We start from the raw sequence: 13,841 nt of genomic DNA on the forward strand, positions 1-13,841 counted from the left end.
ACGATGGACGAGCGGGCCGGCGTGTGGCGAAGCACCGTCAGCTTCTATAGGTCGATCGTGGGCGGGGCCGTTTTCGCCCTCGCAGCAGTACTTTTCGGTCGCCCGGAGTTGCTGGTCATCGCCGTACCCTTCTTGGTTTTCGCGCTGGCCGCGGCGTTGAATCGCCCCACGGCGGCGCCGACCACGACGGTGACGGTACCGACGGCGCAGGTTACCGAGGGCGAGTCGTTTGTGCTGCCGATAACGGTTCGATCGGTGGCCGGCATGGAGCACGTGAGCATCGGCGTACGCCGCGACTTCTGGTTTCGGTGCGACCCGACACCCGGGATCATGCAGGGCGGGTGTGCGTCCATAGGCGAGGTCGCCCTGCCGATGACCATGACGCCCACGCGTTGGGGAATCCGCGAGATTTCGGCGGCGTACGTCATGGCCTCCGATGCGTGGGGTGCTTCGGTGTTGCAGCAACACCATCAGCTCGGGGCGCGAGTGCTGGCGGTGCCACGCACCGACGTAGCGCTCTCGAGTGTGCCGGCCCTTGCCGCCAGCGGTCTCATCGGAGCCAACCGCGCGGTGAAGCCTGGGCAGGGCAGTGAGTTTGCAGGAATCCGCGCATTTAGGCCCGGTGACCGGATGAAAGACATCCACTGGCCGGCGTCGCTGCGCAGTCGCGACCTGCAGGTGATCTCCCATTGGTCTGAGCAAGACGGCCAAGTCATCCTGGTGCTCGACGCGGCGGCCGACCTCGGCATCAGTGGCGGGATCGACGGCGCGCCAAGCAGTCTCGACACGACCGTACGTGCGGCCAGCGCGATCGCCGAGTTCTACCTCCGCCGAGGCGACCGGGTCGGCGTACGGATCGTCGGGCAGGGCCCGTTTAACAACACCGTCCGGATTGGCACCGGCAAGGCGCACTACCGCAGAATCGCAGAGCGGCTCGCTCAGGTGGAGACGACGCTCAACCGCCGCGGTCGCACCGACGACCGTGCGCAGGGCGTCCCGCCAGGCACGCTGCTGCTGATGTTGTCGCCGATGGCCGGCGCGGGAGCGCTCACGCAGGCCGCGACCTATCAGCGTCGTGGCGCGCACGTCGTCGTCATCGACACGTTGCCCTCAGTCGGCCTCGGAGCCGGGGTGGACCCGACGCAGAGTCTGCATTGGCGGGTCCGTGCTCTGGAGCGCGCGCGGGAGATCAGTCAAATCGAGCACGAAGGGCTCCCGATCCTGCCGTGGGAAGGTCCCGGCACGCTTGGCACGCTCGAACGGGTCATCGGGCATCTGCAGTCGGCGGCACGGGTGATGCGTCGATGAGTGGCCTGACGAAGAAGATTACAAACGTTCGCAGGTCGCCGTACCTCAACCTTGTGCTCAGTCGGCAGCAGACCGGGCTGCTATTCGGAGCGGCAGCCGGCGTCGTACTCACCCTGGTAGGGCTGTTCGTCGCCACCAGCGACCTGCCGTGGTACATCGTGCTTGGTGCCGTCGTGCTCGCCGGCGCGAGCGTTATCGTGGCGCATCGCTACGTGTCGATCGCCTACTTGCTGGGCTATCTAGTCGTGTGGCTGCTGTGGGCACCGCGCTCGCTGTCGTTTGCCGTACTCGTCGCCGCGCTCGGCTTCGCCGCGTGGCACGGGGCCTTGACGATGGCCGGATCGGTGCCGTCGCTCGGCCAGCTGGCCACCGGCACGATGCGCCGATGGGGTGGACGGCTGGCCCTCACCGGAGCGGTCGTAATCGTGACGTTTGTAGTCGCATTGATACTCGACGACCCTTCGCGTGCGCCGTCTCGAGATGCGGTGATCGTGGCGTGCGTGCTGGCGTTAGTTGTGTTGGTGGCCTGCCTTGTTGCGGCGCGACGCCGTACCGATTCCGGCGTCCCTAGCGACTGACTGGCCCTAGCACTCGGCGCAGATAGTCGTTAGTGAAGAGCCCGCCGGGGTCGAGGGCCGCACGTACCCGGAGAAATTCGCCGTACTTCGGGTACGCCGCCTCGAAGTCCGCGGCGGAGCGGGTGTGCAGCTTGCCCCAGTGTGGGCGGCCGCCTGCCGCGACGAGAATCTGTTCCACGGCATCGAAGTACTCGCGGAACGACTCACGATAGTAGCGATGCACGGCAATGTAGGCCGACGTACGTCCGTACGCCGTAGACAGCCAGACATCATCGGCGACTGCGCATCGAACCTCGAGTGGGAACGAGATTCGCCAGCCGCGGTCGTCGAGGAGTGATTTGATGGCGCGCAGCGTATCCGGCAGCACGTCCAGGTCGATCGCATACTCCATCTCGCGAAAGCGCACCCGGCGCGGCGAGACGAAAACGTCGGCGGAGTGGTCGGTGTACGCGCGACTCGATACGAGCCGGTTGGCTATTCGGTTGATCGACGGAATGACCGCGGGTACGACGCGGCCCGTTGCGCACGTGACGGCGAATACGCCGTTCGTGAGGATCTCGTCGTCGAGCAGGCGTCTCCATTTCGGCACCGGTGCGAGTGGTGCATCGCCGGGCAGCCTGGTGTTGGTCTTGACCAAGGCTCGGTCGGTGTGCGGAAACCAGTAGAACTCGACGTGGTCGGCGTGCGCGGCCCGTTCGGCGAACCCGTCGATTACCTCCTCAAGGCTCTCCGGATGTTCTTGCGCAGCGAGCGCGAACGCCGGGACACACTGCAACGTGACGTGCACGAGTACGCCGATTGCGCCGAGCCCCAACCGCGCCGCGTGGAAGATGTCCGAGCGTTCGGTTGCCGAACAGTCGACGACCCGTCCGTCGGCCAGCGCGATTCGCAGTCCTCGGACTTGTCCGGCTATACCGGTGAAGCGCAGCCCGGTGCCGTGTGTGCCGGTAGAGATGGCGCCGGCGATAGTCTGCGGGTCGACATCTCCGAGGTTCTCCATCGCCAGTCCATGCGCGCCCAGAAGGGGCGGCAGATCGCGAAGTCGGGTGCCGGCCAACAGCGTGACCAGCCCACTTCTGCGGTCTGCGGTCACGATGCCGCTAAAGTGGTCCAGCCTTAGCTGGATGCCATCCGTGGCAGCGATCGAGGTAAACGAGTGGCCGGCACCAACCGGTCGGATCGATTGTCCATGTTTGGCGGTCGTCTGAATGGTCTCGACCAGGTCCGCCTCGTCGACGGGCGCGACGACCTCGGCGGGAACGCACGAAGCACTGCGGCCCCAGTTACGCCACGTTGTCATAGAAATAGTCGCCCTTCGCCGAAGTACGCCGACCAGTGCGCTGACATGGTCAAACGCCGTGGAAAGGTTGCCGCTCGGGCGGGCACACTACTTCGCCTTATTGCTTTTCGCGAGTCCGGCCAGGATCGGGGCGAAGGAATCGAGTACTGCGCGAGCGGCCTTACGATCACGGTCGACAATGTAGTTGAGTGTCATGCCATCGAGCACATTGACGAGCATCCGAGCGAGAACTGGCAGCGGCAGTGTCCAGCTCACATTGCGTATCTCGGCGACGGCTTTGAGCACCTCACTGGCTGTCTCTTGAAACCGGGCGTATTGCATGTGCGCCAGGTCCACGAGGTCCGGGTCGCGCAAAGCCGTGGTCGTGATGTCGTACAAGACGTTGTGCAGCAGCGGTTCTGACTCGACGTGGTCCCAGTAGGACACTAGGGCCTTGCGCAGCACGGTCTGTAGCGACCCGCGGCGATCAACGACCGACAGTGATGCCTCCATCTGCTGGGGCAGCAGCCCGACTACGACCTCGCGCAAGAGCTCCTGTCGGCTGCGGAAGCAGTAGTGAAATGCGCTTTGCGGCATCTGCGCCTCCGCGCAGATCGCGCGGGTAGTCGCGGCATGCACGCCCTGCGTGGATAGCACTCTCCACGCTGCCTCGAGAAGCAGGGTTCGCCGTTCTTCGAGAGGCATGCGCGCCACGGCTGGTCTTCTTTCACTCAGGTGCAAGGTCAACCTGGTCAGTTGACTTGGTCGGCCCGAAGACCTAGGCCGAGTATGTCAAAGTCGGCGCCGCTATGGAAGGTCGGGACTGGGCTCAGCTTTCGCCGATTCATTGAACAGGAAAGCCCGTAGCCGAGGCAGGTCGCGAGGTCGGGCGGTTGGTATGAGGATCCGTGATCCATTGGTGCGCAACAGAAATACGCCGCCACCTTTGGATACGGACAACCCAGCGACCTGCCGTCGGGCAATTCGTCGCGAATAGAACGGTCCGCGAATCGAGACAACATCGGCGGTGATGTTGGCGCCGACTCGGAGGACGCAGTAGGTGAAGACCGCGAGTATCAGATAGACCACCATGCTCCACGGCCAGAACGTGCCGACAGCCGGCAACGCGCAAATGGCGGCGACACCGAGGGCCAGCAGACTGGTTCGTGTGTAACGCACGCGGATCGTCTGTCCGGCCGGTAGCGGTGGGGGCGTCGGGCGTGGATTGTCGGGGGCGGTCACGCGTCCAATGGTCCCAAACGGTTACCGCCTGCCTTCGGCCACCCGGCGACCAGTGCCGTCCGAGTACAAGCATCGTTGCCACCGTCCACCGGATGACCGTTGCTGCCCAGGCGGAATCACCCTGGTTAGCCCTGGGTCTCTTTGAGGAATAGGCTCACGAACAATTGTTATGAGACCGCCTTGTTGTGAGACTGACAGAGGAGATTCATCGTGACCAGCACCGTTAACCCTGAAGCTGCGGCGACTTCTGCACACGAGGACGGTCCCGACATCAAGCCGCGCAGCCGCGACGTCACCGACGGCCTGGAAAAGGCCGCTGCCAGGGGAATGCTTCGTGCAGTCGGCATGGGCGACGAGGACTTCCTGAAGCCACAGATCGGCGTGGCGAGCTCATGGAACGAGATCACGCCCTGCAACCTTTCCCTCGACCGGCTGGCCAAGGCCGTCAAAGAAGGGGTTCATGGCGCCGGCGGCTATCCGCTGGAGTTCGGCACGATCTCGGTGTCGGACGGTATCTCGATGGGCCACGAAGGCATGCACTATTCGTTGGTATCCCGCGAGGTAATCGCGGACAGCGTCGAGACCGTTATGCAGGCTGAGCGACTGGACGGCTCAGTCCTGCTTGCCGGATGCGACAAATCCTTGCCGGGCATGCTCATGGCCGCCGCACGGCTCGACCTGTCGTCGGTCTTCCTTTACGCCGGCTCAATCCTGCCGGGTATCGCAAAGCTGCACGACGGTACCGAGAAACAGGTGACGATCATCGACGCGTTCGAGGCTGTCGGTGCCTGCGCCCGGGGTCTGATCCCGCGTTCGGATGTTGACGCGATCGAGCGTGCTATCTGTCCCGGCGAGGGTGCCTGCGGCGGCATGTACACCGCCAACACGATGGCAAGTGCCGCGGAAGCGCTCGGGATGAGCCTTCCGGGATCGGCCGCGCCGCCGGCCACCGACCGGCGTCGAGATGGGTTCGCACACAAATCGGGCGCCGCCGTAGTCGAGCTGCTCCGACGCGGGATCACTGCGCGCGACATCATGACGAAAGAGGCGTTTGAGAACGCGATCGCCGTCACCATGGCGTTCGGTGGCTCGACCAACGCCGTACTCCACCTGCTCGCCATCGCGTATGAAGCCGATGTCGACCTGACAATCGATGACTTTGTCCGGGTCGGCGCGAAGGTGCCACACCTCGCCGACGTAAAGCCCTTCGGGCAGTACGTCATGACCGACATCGACCATGTGGGTGGAATCCCGGTCGTGATGCGGCTGCTGTTGGACGCCGGGCTACTGCACGGCGACTGCCTGACGGTTACCGGCAAAACGATGGCCGAGAACCTTGCTGATATCGCGCCGCCCGACCCGGATGGGAAGGTCCTGCGCGCCATTAGTGAGCCGATCCACAAGACGGGCGGGCTCACCATCTTGCGCGGCACACTGTCGCCGGGCGGCGCCGTCGCCAAGACCGCCGGGTTCGATACCGACATTTTCGAGGGCCCGGCGCGGGTCTTCGACGGCGAGCGTGCGGCGATGGACGCAGTGGAGAACGACACTCTTGCCAAAGGCGACGTCATCGTGATTCGTAACGAAGGTCCGAAGGGCGGCCCCGGAATGCGTGAGATGCTTGCGGTCACCGGCGCGATCAAGGGCGCCGGCATCGGCCGGGACGTGCTCCTGCTCACGGATGGCCGGTTTTCTGGCGGTACGACGGGGCTGTGCATCGGTCATGTCGCTCCCGAAGCGCTCGACTGTGGTCCGATCGCGCTCGTTGAAGAGGGCGACACGATCCGGCTGGACATTGCGGCGGGCACGCTGGATCTGGTGGTTGACGAGGCTGAACTGGCCAGGCGTAAGGCCAATTGGACTCCGCCGGCGCCGAAATACACCCGCGGAGTGCTCGCGAAATACGCGAAACTGGTCGGGAGCGCGACCGAAGGCGCCGTCTGCGGCTAGCTGGCATCTGTTCCTACCCGAAGTCCGGCACTTGGCAACTTCCAGCTTCCCATTTTTCGGATTGTTCGTCCCAGAATGTGGACAGCATTTGACCATCGGCGCGTGAGGGTGCAATCTGCTCTTGTGACACCTCGTCAGAATCTCGTAGTAATTCACTAGCGCGTCGGCTCTTGCTGACGCGCTAACCCCCGATGTGCCCACGGCACAGGGGGTTTTTTAATGCCCTGACTGGTCGACGACTACAAATTCATCCGCAAAACCGCGAAAGCCCAAGAGGACGACGCGTCAACCAACTTCGTGATCCGAGGAAGGAATTTTCATGGCTAGCCCATCCACAGCCACGCCAAAGGCGCCAAACGGTGCCGATCCATTGCTCAGTGCCGTCAACTCGAACACGACTAACGGCGCGATCAGCGAGCCATCTACCGGCGCGAAGGCGCTCGTGCGGTCGCTTGAATGCATCGGCGCGGACGTACTGTTCGGACTCCCCGGCGGGGCGGTCCTTCCGGTCTATGACCCGTTGTACGACTCGAGTCTGCGCCACATCTTGGTGCGCCATGAGCAGGGCGCCGGTCACGCCGCAGAGGGATACGCGCAGGCCACCGGGCGTGTGGGCGTGTGTATCGCGACCTCCGGGCCGGGGGCGACCAACCTGGTCACTGCTATTGCCGATGCGCATATGGACTCGGTGCCGATCGTCGCGATCACCGGCCAGGTCTCTCAAGCTCTGCTGGGTACGGACGGGTTTCAGGAAGCTGATATCTGCGGCATCACGATCCCGATCACTAAGCACAACGTGCTTGTCACTAAGCCGGAGGACATCCCGCGCGCGGTGGCCGAGGCGTTCTACATCGCCAGCACCGGCCGTCCCGGACCCGTGCTGATCGACATTCCCAAAGACGTCCTCGTTGCCGAGACGACATTCAACTGGCCACCGCAACTGGCGCTGCCCGGCTACCGGCCGGTCACTCGACCGCATCTCAAGCAGATCCGCGAGGCAGCCAAGCTGATCAACGCAGCGTCCCGGCCGGTCTTCTACATCGGTGGCGGCGTCATCAAGGCCGAGGCATCGGCCGAACTGCTCGAGCTGGCCGAACTCACGGGAATTCCGGTCGTGACCACGTTGATGGCCCGCGGTGCCTTCCCGGACAGTCACAAACAGCACTTGGGCATGCCCGGCATGCACGGTTCGGTGCCTGCGGTGACGGCATTGCAGAAGGCCGACCTACTCATCGCGCTGGGCACGAGGTTCGACGACCGGGTGACCGGAAACCTCGACTCGTTCGCGCCCAACGCGAAGGTCGTGCACGCGGATATCGATCCGGCAGAAATCTCGAAGAACCGAATCGCCGACGTACCGATCGTGGGGGACTGCAAGGAGACGATCACCGAGCTGATCCCGACGCTCAAAGCGCTCCGCGAGGAGTCTGCGCCGGCCGACATGACCGCTTGGTGGGTTCAGCTCGATCGCTGGCGCAAGAACTACCCACTCGGTTACGACTGGCCCTCTGATGGCACCCTGTCGCCGCAGTACGTGATCGAGCGCCTTAACGCAATCTCCGACGACGACACGATCTGGGTATCAGGGGTCGGACAGCATCAAATGTGGGCGGCGCAGTTCGTCACCTACGACAAGCCACGCACCTGGCTTAACTCCGGCGGCGCCGGAACGATGGGATACGCCGTACCTGCTGCGATGGGCGCGAAGGTCGGCCAGCCGGACCGCACAGTCTGGGCGATCGACGGCGACGGCTGCTTCCAGATGACGAACCAGGAGCTCGCGACCTGCGCAATTGAAGGCATCCCGATCAAGGTCGCCGTCATCAACAACGGCAATCTCGGCATGGTCCGTCAGTGGCAGACTCTCTTCTACGACGGCCGTTACTCGCAGACCGACCTCGGCACGCACAAGCACCGCATCCCCGATTTCGTCGGACTTGCCGAGGCGCTCGGCTGTGTGGGGTTGCGTTGTGAGTCCAAGGACGATGTCGATGGCATCATCAAGCAGGCCATGGAGATCAAAGACCGGCCAGTGGTAGTCGACTTCACCGTCGGCGCGGACGCACAGGTGTGGCCAATGGTTGCAGCTGGCATGAGCAACGACGAAATCCTTGCCGCGCAGGACCTCCGACCCAAGTTTGACGAAGACGATGTCTGAGACAGGAGCAAGGAACAGCGAGATGAGTGGACACACACTTTCCGTCTTGGTCGAAAACAAGCCAGGCGTCCTCGCGCGAGTCGCCGGGTTGTTCAGTCGCCGCGGATTCAATATCAAGTCCCTCGCGGTCGGGGAGACCGAGCAGCCGACGATCTCGCGCATCACGATCGTGGTCGAGGTTGCCGACTCACTGCTCGAGCAGGTCACCAAGCAGCTCAACAAGCTGATCCACGTGCTCAAGATTGTCGAGCTCGGCCCCGAGACGTCGGTCCAGCGTGAATTGATTTTGGTCAAGGTCCGCGTCGACGCGCATCATCGCGGGCCGGTGCTCGAGACCGCACAGCTGTTCCGCGCGAAGGTAGTCGACGTCAACACCGACTCGGTGACAATCGAGGCAACCGGTACGCAGCCGAAGTTGCAAGCCCTGATCGCTGCCCTCGAGCCATTCGGGGTCAAAGAGCTGGTGCAATCCGGCGTCGTGGCGATCGGGCGCGGGCCCCGGTCGATCACCACCTCGTCGCAGCGCAACGCCGAGCGCACTGCGTAGCGCAACCACAGAAGTCCATCCGACGTACAAAGAGAAATCTGGCCGGCCAGACCGTGTGAACCTCGCATGGCCTGGAAGGCCGAATCGAAAGGAAAACCGCCGATATGGCAGCAAAAATGTTCTACGACGACGATGCCGATCTGACGTTGGTGCAGGGCCGCAAGGTCGCTGTCATCGGCTATGGCAGCCAGGGTCAGGCGCACGCACTGTGCCTGCGTGACTCGGGCGTCGATGTGCGCGTCGGCCTCAAGGAAGATTCGAAGAGCCGCAAGAAGGCCGAAGATGAGGGCCTTCGGGTCGTCACGCCGGCCGAGGCGGCCAAGGAAGCGGATCTGATCATGATCCTCACTCCCGATCACGTGCAGCGCCACGTTTACGCAGAGTCGATCGAGCCCAACCTGGAAGAAGGCGACGCGATCTTCTTCGGGCACGGCTTCAACATCCGCTTCGGCTATATCAAGCCACCGGCCAACGTCGCCGTTGCAATGGTCGCCCCGAAGGGTCCGGGCCACCTGGTACGCCGCGAGTTCGCGGATGGCAAGGGTGTTCCGTGCCTGGTCGCGGTTGAGCAGGATCCGGCCGGCGGCACGCTGCAGCTTGCGTTGGCCTACGCCAAGGCCATCGGCGGCACCCGCGCAGGCGTCATCGAGACCACCTTCACCGAGGAGACCGAGACGGACCTGTTCGGTGAGCAGGCCGTCCTTTGTGGCGGCATGTCCCGCCTCGTGCAGCAGGGCTTCGAGGTGCTCACCGAGGCCGGCTACCAGCCGGAGATCGCCTACTTCGAGTGCTTGCACGAGCTCAAGCTCATCGTTGACCTCATGAACGAAGGCGGCATCGCCAAGCAGCGCTGGTCGATCTCTGACACCGCTGAGTACGGCGACTACACCTCCGGCCCGAAGGTCATCGACGAGCACGTGAAGGACAACATGAAGTCCGTGCTTGCCGCCATCAAGGACGGTTCGTGGGCAGCGGGCTTCATCGCTGACCAGGACGCAGGCGCTCCGGACTTCAAGGCGCAGCGCGCGCAGCAGGAGAAGCACCCCATCGAGGCCACCGGTGCCGAGCTGCGCAAGCTCATGAGCTGGGTCAACGCGGAGGACGACTACGCCGGCACGGCGCAGCGCTAAGTCCGCCGTACAAGTCCCGCCATTTAAGTTCACAGTAAGCACAGCGAAGGAACACGAAAGATGAAACTGGCAGTAATTCCCGGCGACGGTATCGGTATCGAGGTCACCGCCGAGGCACTCAAGGTGCTCGACGCGGCCGGCGTCAAGAGCGACCAGACGTCGTACGACCTTGGTGCGGCGTACTGGCACCGGACCGGTGAATTGCTGCCAGACACGGTGTTGGAGGAGCTTCGCGGGCACGACGCGATACTGCTCGGCGCAATCGGCGACCCGAGCGTGCCACCGGGGATTCTCGAGCGTGGCATGTTGCTCAAATTGCGGTTTGCTTTTGAGCACTACGTCAACCTGCGTCCCGCGAAGCTCTATCCCAACACCGAGTCGGTGCTTGCCGGTGACCGCAACATCGACTTCATCGTGTTCCGTGAGGGGACCGAGGGGCCGTACGTCGGCAACGGCGGAACGATCCGCACCGGTACCCCCAACGAGATTGCGACCGAGGTATCGATCAACACGGCATTCGGTGCACGACGGGTGATCGAGGCCGCATTCCAGACCGCGCAGAGACGCCCGCGCAAGCACATTACGTTGGTCCATAAGACAAACGTGATGGTGCACGCCGGCGGCCTCTGGCAGCGCACGTTCGACGACGTCGCGAAGGGCTACCCCGACGTGACAACGGCGTACAGCCATGTCGATGCCTGCACGATTTACATGGTGCAGGACCCGGAGCGTTTCGACGTGATCGTCACCGACAACCTCTTCGGTGACATCATCACTGACCTAGCCGCGGCAGTCAGCGGGGGAATCGGCCTGGCAGCGTCCGGGAACATCGACGCATCGCGCAACAACCCGTCGATGTTCGAGCCCGTCCACGGCTCGGCGCCCGACATCGCGGGCAAGGGCATCGCGGACCCGACCGCGGCGATCTTGTCCGCCGGCATGCTGCTGACCCACCTGGGCGACGACGTACTCGCCGCCCGGATTGAGGATGCCGTGACCGCGGACCTCGCCTCGCGCGATCGCGCGAATCCCGGTTCGACGTCGGCAATCGGCGACCGGATCGCGAAGCTCGTCGCCAACAGCTAGACCTACCCAACTGGAGCACAACAATATGAGCCAGAGCGCCGTAGCCGGTCAACGCGTCGAGTCGCCCTTGGGAGATTCCTTCCACATTTACGACACGACGCTTCGTGACGGGGCGCAGCGTGAGGGCATTACGTATTCCGTCGCGGACAAGCTCGCCGTGGCGCGGCTTCTGGACGAGCTGGGCGTCGGCTTCATCGAGGGCGGTTGGCCCGGTGCGCTACCGAAGGACACGGAGTTCTTCGAGCGTGCCGCGGCCGAGCTTGACCTCGTGAGTGCGCAACTCGTGGCGTTCGGATCCACTCGCAAGGCCGGGGCCGTGGCCGCAGAGGATCCGCAGGTCAGGGCACTCGTTGACTCGCGAGCGCCGGTCATCTGTCTGGTCGCCAAATCTGACGTGCGGCACGTCGAGCGGGCTTTGCGAACGACCCGCGAAGAAAACCTCGAGATGGTCCGTGACACGGTGTCCTACCTGGTGTCCCTGGGACGCAGGGTGTTTGTCGACTGCGAGCACTTCTTCGACGGCTACAAGTACGACGCGGACTACGCCGTCGCGGTGCTACAGACGGCATTCACGGCCGGTGCGGACGTCGTCGTCATGTGCGACACCAACGGCGGGATGTTGCCACTCGGCATTCACGAGGTCGTTTCTGCGGTGAAGGCCAAGGTGCCCGGACGCCTGGGGATCCACTGCCAAGACGACACCGGCTGCGCGGTCGCCAACTCGATCACCGCCGTCGCGGCCGGCGTCACGCACGTGCAGATGACAGCGAACGGGTACGGCGAACGGACCGGCAACGCCGATCTGTTCGCAGTGATCGGCGGGCTCGCCGCCAAGCTCGACATGGCGGTGCTGCCCGATGGCAAACTCGCCGACATGCAGCGGATATCGCATGCGCTTGCCGACATCGCCAACCTCTCGCCCGATACCCACCAGCCGTACGTGGGAGCGAGTTCGTTTGCCCACAAGGCCGGTCTACATGCCAGCGCGATCAAGGTCGCCCCCGAGTTGTACAACCACATGGACCCCGCCGAGGTCGGCAACGATATGCGCATCCTCGTTACCGAGATGGCCGGCCGGGCCAGTGTCGAGCTGAAGGGCAAAGAGCTCGGCGTCGACCTTACCGGCAATCCGGACGCGATCGGTCGGATCGTCGCGACGGTCAAGGAGCGCGAAGCGCAGGGGTGGTCCTATGAGGCCGCCGACGCGTCGTTCGAGCTGTTGATGCGTGCCGAACTCGAGCCGGACCGGCCGACTGTCTTCGACCTCGAGTCGTATCGGGTCATTGTCGAGCACCGAGGTGACGGTGAAGTAGTCAGTGAGGCGACGGTCAAGATACGTCTTGGTGACCGACGAGTTATCGCTACGGCAGAAGGCAACGGTCCGGTCAACGCGCTGGACCAGGCGCTCCGGGACGCGGTCATCGGGCAGTACCCGCAGCTGGCGTCGGTCGAGCTGTCGGACTACAAGGTGCGCATACTCGAAGGTCGGCACGGCACCGATGCCACGACGAGAGTCCTGATCGGAACGACCAACGGTGAGCGCGACTGGACGACCGTCGGCGTACACCCCAACGTTGTCGAAGCATCCTGGAAGGCGCTAGTGGACGCACTGGTCTATGCGCTTCAAGGTGCAACCGGCTAGCGAGGGTGCGCGCTAACTTTTCGGAGTCCGCTTGGCGCGGATTGCGCGCCATCTTTTGGTCAGTACGCCGTCGCTGACCTCCGGGATACTGACCCGTCCGCGGCTCAGGTTGTGCACGATCGGCCGGATCTCCGACAGCGGAGGCTTGCACCCACGCATCTGCACGACGTACGGCGTGCCATAGAGCGCTTGGCGCCATCGATCGGCTCGAGGCTCCCGTTTTGTCGGCGCATCGTCAGTTTCCTGCCCCGAGACTTCGATGTCGCCACCCGCGTCCGAGTCGGAGCCTATCGCGTCGAAATCCGCTCGACTTGGTTGCCAGTCGACGTCGGGTGGCGTGTAGTCGGAGTAGTCCTCGACGGGCGTCGCGGGCGGTTCCGGGTCGGCGTCGGTCACGGAGTCGTCGCTGGTTGCAGCCGTAGCCGGCGCGTCCGCCGTGATGGCGAGTGACCGGTCGTCTGCGCCGACAAGGCGCATCGCGATGACCCGGTTCCACGGCACCGTCTGCTCGGACTCGTCGACCCGCACGGTCAGGCCCTCGGCGTTGAGGTGCAGGAACGGTACGTCGAAGCGCTGCCGACCGGCCTTCGACTTGCTCCAGAGATATGCGCCGAGCACGCCGAGGACAAGTATGGCGACGGCCAGAATGAGCATGGTGATCACGACGCCGTTGGTGAAGTACGCCGGTTCGCGGCGCCAGATCACCACAAACATTGGCAAGATCGCTACCAGCAGCGCGATGCAGACTAAATTGAATGCCCACCGTCTGAGGAACTCACCTCGATCCCGACGTACGACGATGTCCGCATCGGCCCCTTCATCGATACTGACGAAGGTGGTCGCGATCGTCGACGGGCTAAGCACTGCAGGCATGAGATCCTCTGCGACTGGACAGGGTAGGGCAAGTCTTCATGCTATATC

At 63.9% G+C, this 13,841-nt stretch carries 12 protein-coding genes; 8 read left to right on the forward strand and 4 right to left on the reverse strand.

Going from position 1 to position 13,841, the window contains the following annotated elements; all coding sequences use genetic code 11:
- Positions 1 to 3 precede the first annotated feature (3 nt).
- Together CLV47_RS03565 and CLV47_RS03570 are read left to right on the forward strand one after the other, a co-directional pair.
- Positions 4 to 1,308 (forward strand): DUF58 domain-containing protein, encoded by a 1,305-nt coding sequence (locus CLV47_RS03565; RefSeq protein WP_106347625.1) that lies wholly within the window; start codon positions 4 to 6, stop codon positions 1,306 to 1,308.
- Positions 1,305 to 1,886: a hypothetical protein gene (locus CLV47_RS03570; protein WP_106347626.1), complete on the forward strand. Its 582-nt coding sequence runs from the start codon at positions 1,305 to 1,307 to the stop codon at positions 1,884 to 1,886. Before CLV47_RS03565 ends, CLV47_RS03570 begins: the two co-directional genes overlap by 4 nt.
- Here CLV47_RS03570 and CLV47_RS03575 read toward each other — a convergent pair.
- The 3 genes from CLV47_RS03575 to CLV47_RS03585 form a co-directional block, all read right to left on the reverse strand.
- A complete protein-coding gene (locus tag CLV47_RS03575; RefSeq protein WP_106347627.1) occupies positions 1,876 to 3,186 on the reverse strand; it encodes a D-arabinono-1,4-lactone oxidase in 1,311 nt (436 codons plus the stop codon). The genes CLV47_RS03570 and CLV47_RS03575 overlap by 11 nt on opposite strands.
- 87 nt (positions 3,187 to 3,273) lie before the next feature.
- Entirely contained in the window at positions 3,274 to 3,870 is a 597-nt protein-coding gene (locus tag CLV47_RS03580) for a TetR/AcrR family transcriptional regulator (protein WP_238145240.1), read from the reverse strand.
- A 102-nt stretch (positions 3,871 to 3,972) separates the two neighbouring features.
- A complete protein-coding gene (locus CLV47_RS03585; protein WP_106347629.1) occupies positions 3,973 to 4,407 on the reverse strand; it encodes a hypothetical protein in 435 nt (144 codons plus the stop codon).
- A 210-nt stretch (positions 4,408 to 4,617) separates the two neighbouring features.
- Between CLV47_RS03585 and ilvD the strand changes: the two genes are divergently transcribed.
- The 6 genes from ilvD to cimA all read left to right on the forward strand — a co-directional run bounded on the left by ilvD (position 4,618) and on the right by cimA (position 12,920).
- Positions 4,618 to 6,357, forward strand: a complete 1,740-nt coding sequence (gene ilvD, locus CLV47_RS03590) for a dihydroxy-acid dehydratase (RefSeq protein ID WP_106347630.1) — start codon at positions 4,618 to 4,620, stop codon at positions 6,355 to 6,357.
- 319 nt (positions 6,358 to 6,676) lie between these two features.
- Positions 6,677 to 8,515 (forward strand): acetolactate synthase large subunit, encoded by a 1,839-nt coding sequence (locus CLV47_RS03595; protein ID WP_106347631.1) that lies wholly within the window; start codon positions 6,677 to 6,679, stop codon positions 8,513 to 8,515.
- A gap of 22 nt (positions 8,516 to 8,537) precedes the next feature.
- Complete coding sequence (gene ilvN / locus CLV47_RS03600) at positions 8,538 to 9,062, forward strand: acetolactate synthase small subunit (protein ID WP_106347632.1); 525 nt, start codon at positions 8,538 to 8,540, stop codon at positions 9,060 to 9,062.
- 83 nt (positions 9,063 to 9,145) lie between these two features.
- The gene (gene ilvC / locus CLV47_RS03605) at positions 9,146 to 10,192 is read left to right on the forward strand and encodes a ketol-acid reductoisomerase (RefSeq protein WP_474862664.1); all 1,047 of its coding nucleotides are present in this window, start codon (positions 9,146 to 9,148) and stop codon (positions 10,190 to 10,192) included.
- A 60-nt stretch (positions 10,193 to 10,252) separates the two neighbouring features.
- Entirely contained in the window at positions 10,253 to 11,278 is a 1,026-nt protein-coding gene (locus CLV47_RS03610) for a 3-isopropylmalate dehydrogenase (protein ID WP_106347634.1), read from the forward strand.
- 25 nt (positions 11,279 to 11,303) lie between these two features.
- Positions 11,304 to 12,920 (forward strand): citramalate synthase, encoded by a 1,617-nt coding sequence (gene cimA / locus CLV47_RS03615; protein ID WP_106347635.1) that lies wholly within the window; start codon positions 11,304 to 11,306, stop codon positions 12,918 to 12,920.
- Positions 12,921 to 12,932: 12 nt separating this feature from the next.
- Here cimA and CLV47_RS03620 read toward each other — a convergent pair whose 3' ends face one another.
- Entirely contained in the window at positions 12,933 to 13,793 is an 861-nt protein-coding gene (locus tag CLV47_RS03620; RefSeq protein WP_106347636.1) for a hypothetical protein, read from the reverse strand.
- Positions 13,794 to 13,841: the final 48 nt, after the last annotated feature.

It is taken from the genome of Antricoccus suffuscus (assembly GCF_003003235.1).
In the GTDB taxonomy this organism is placed as follows: Bacteria; Actinomycetota; Actinomycetes; order Mycobacteriales; family Antricoccaceae; genus Antricoccus; species Antricoccus suffuscus.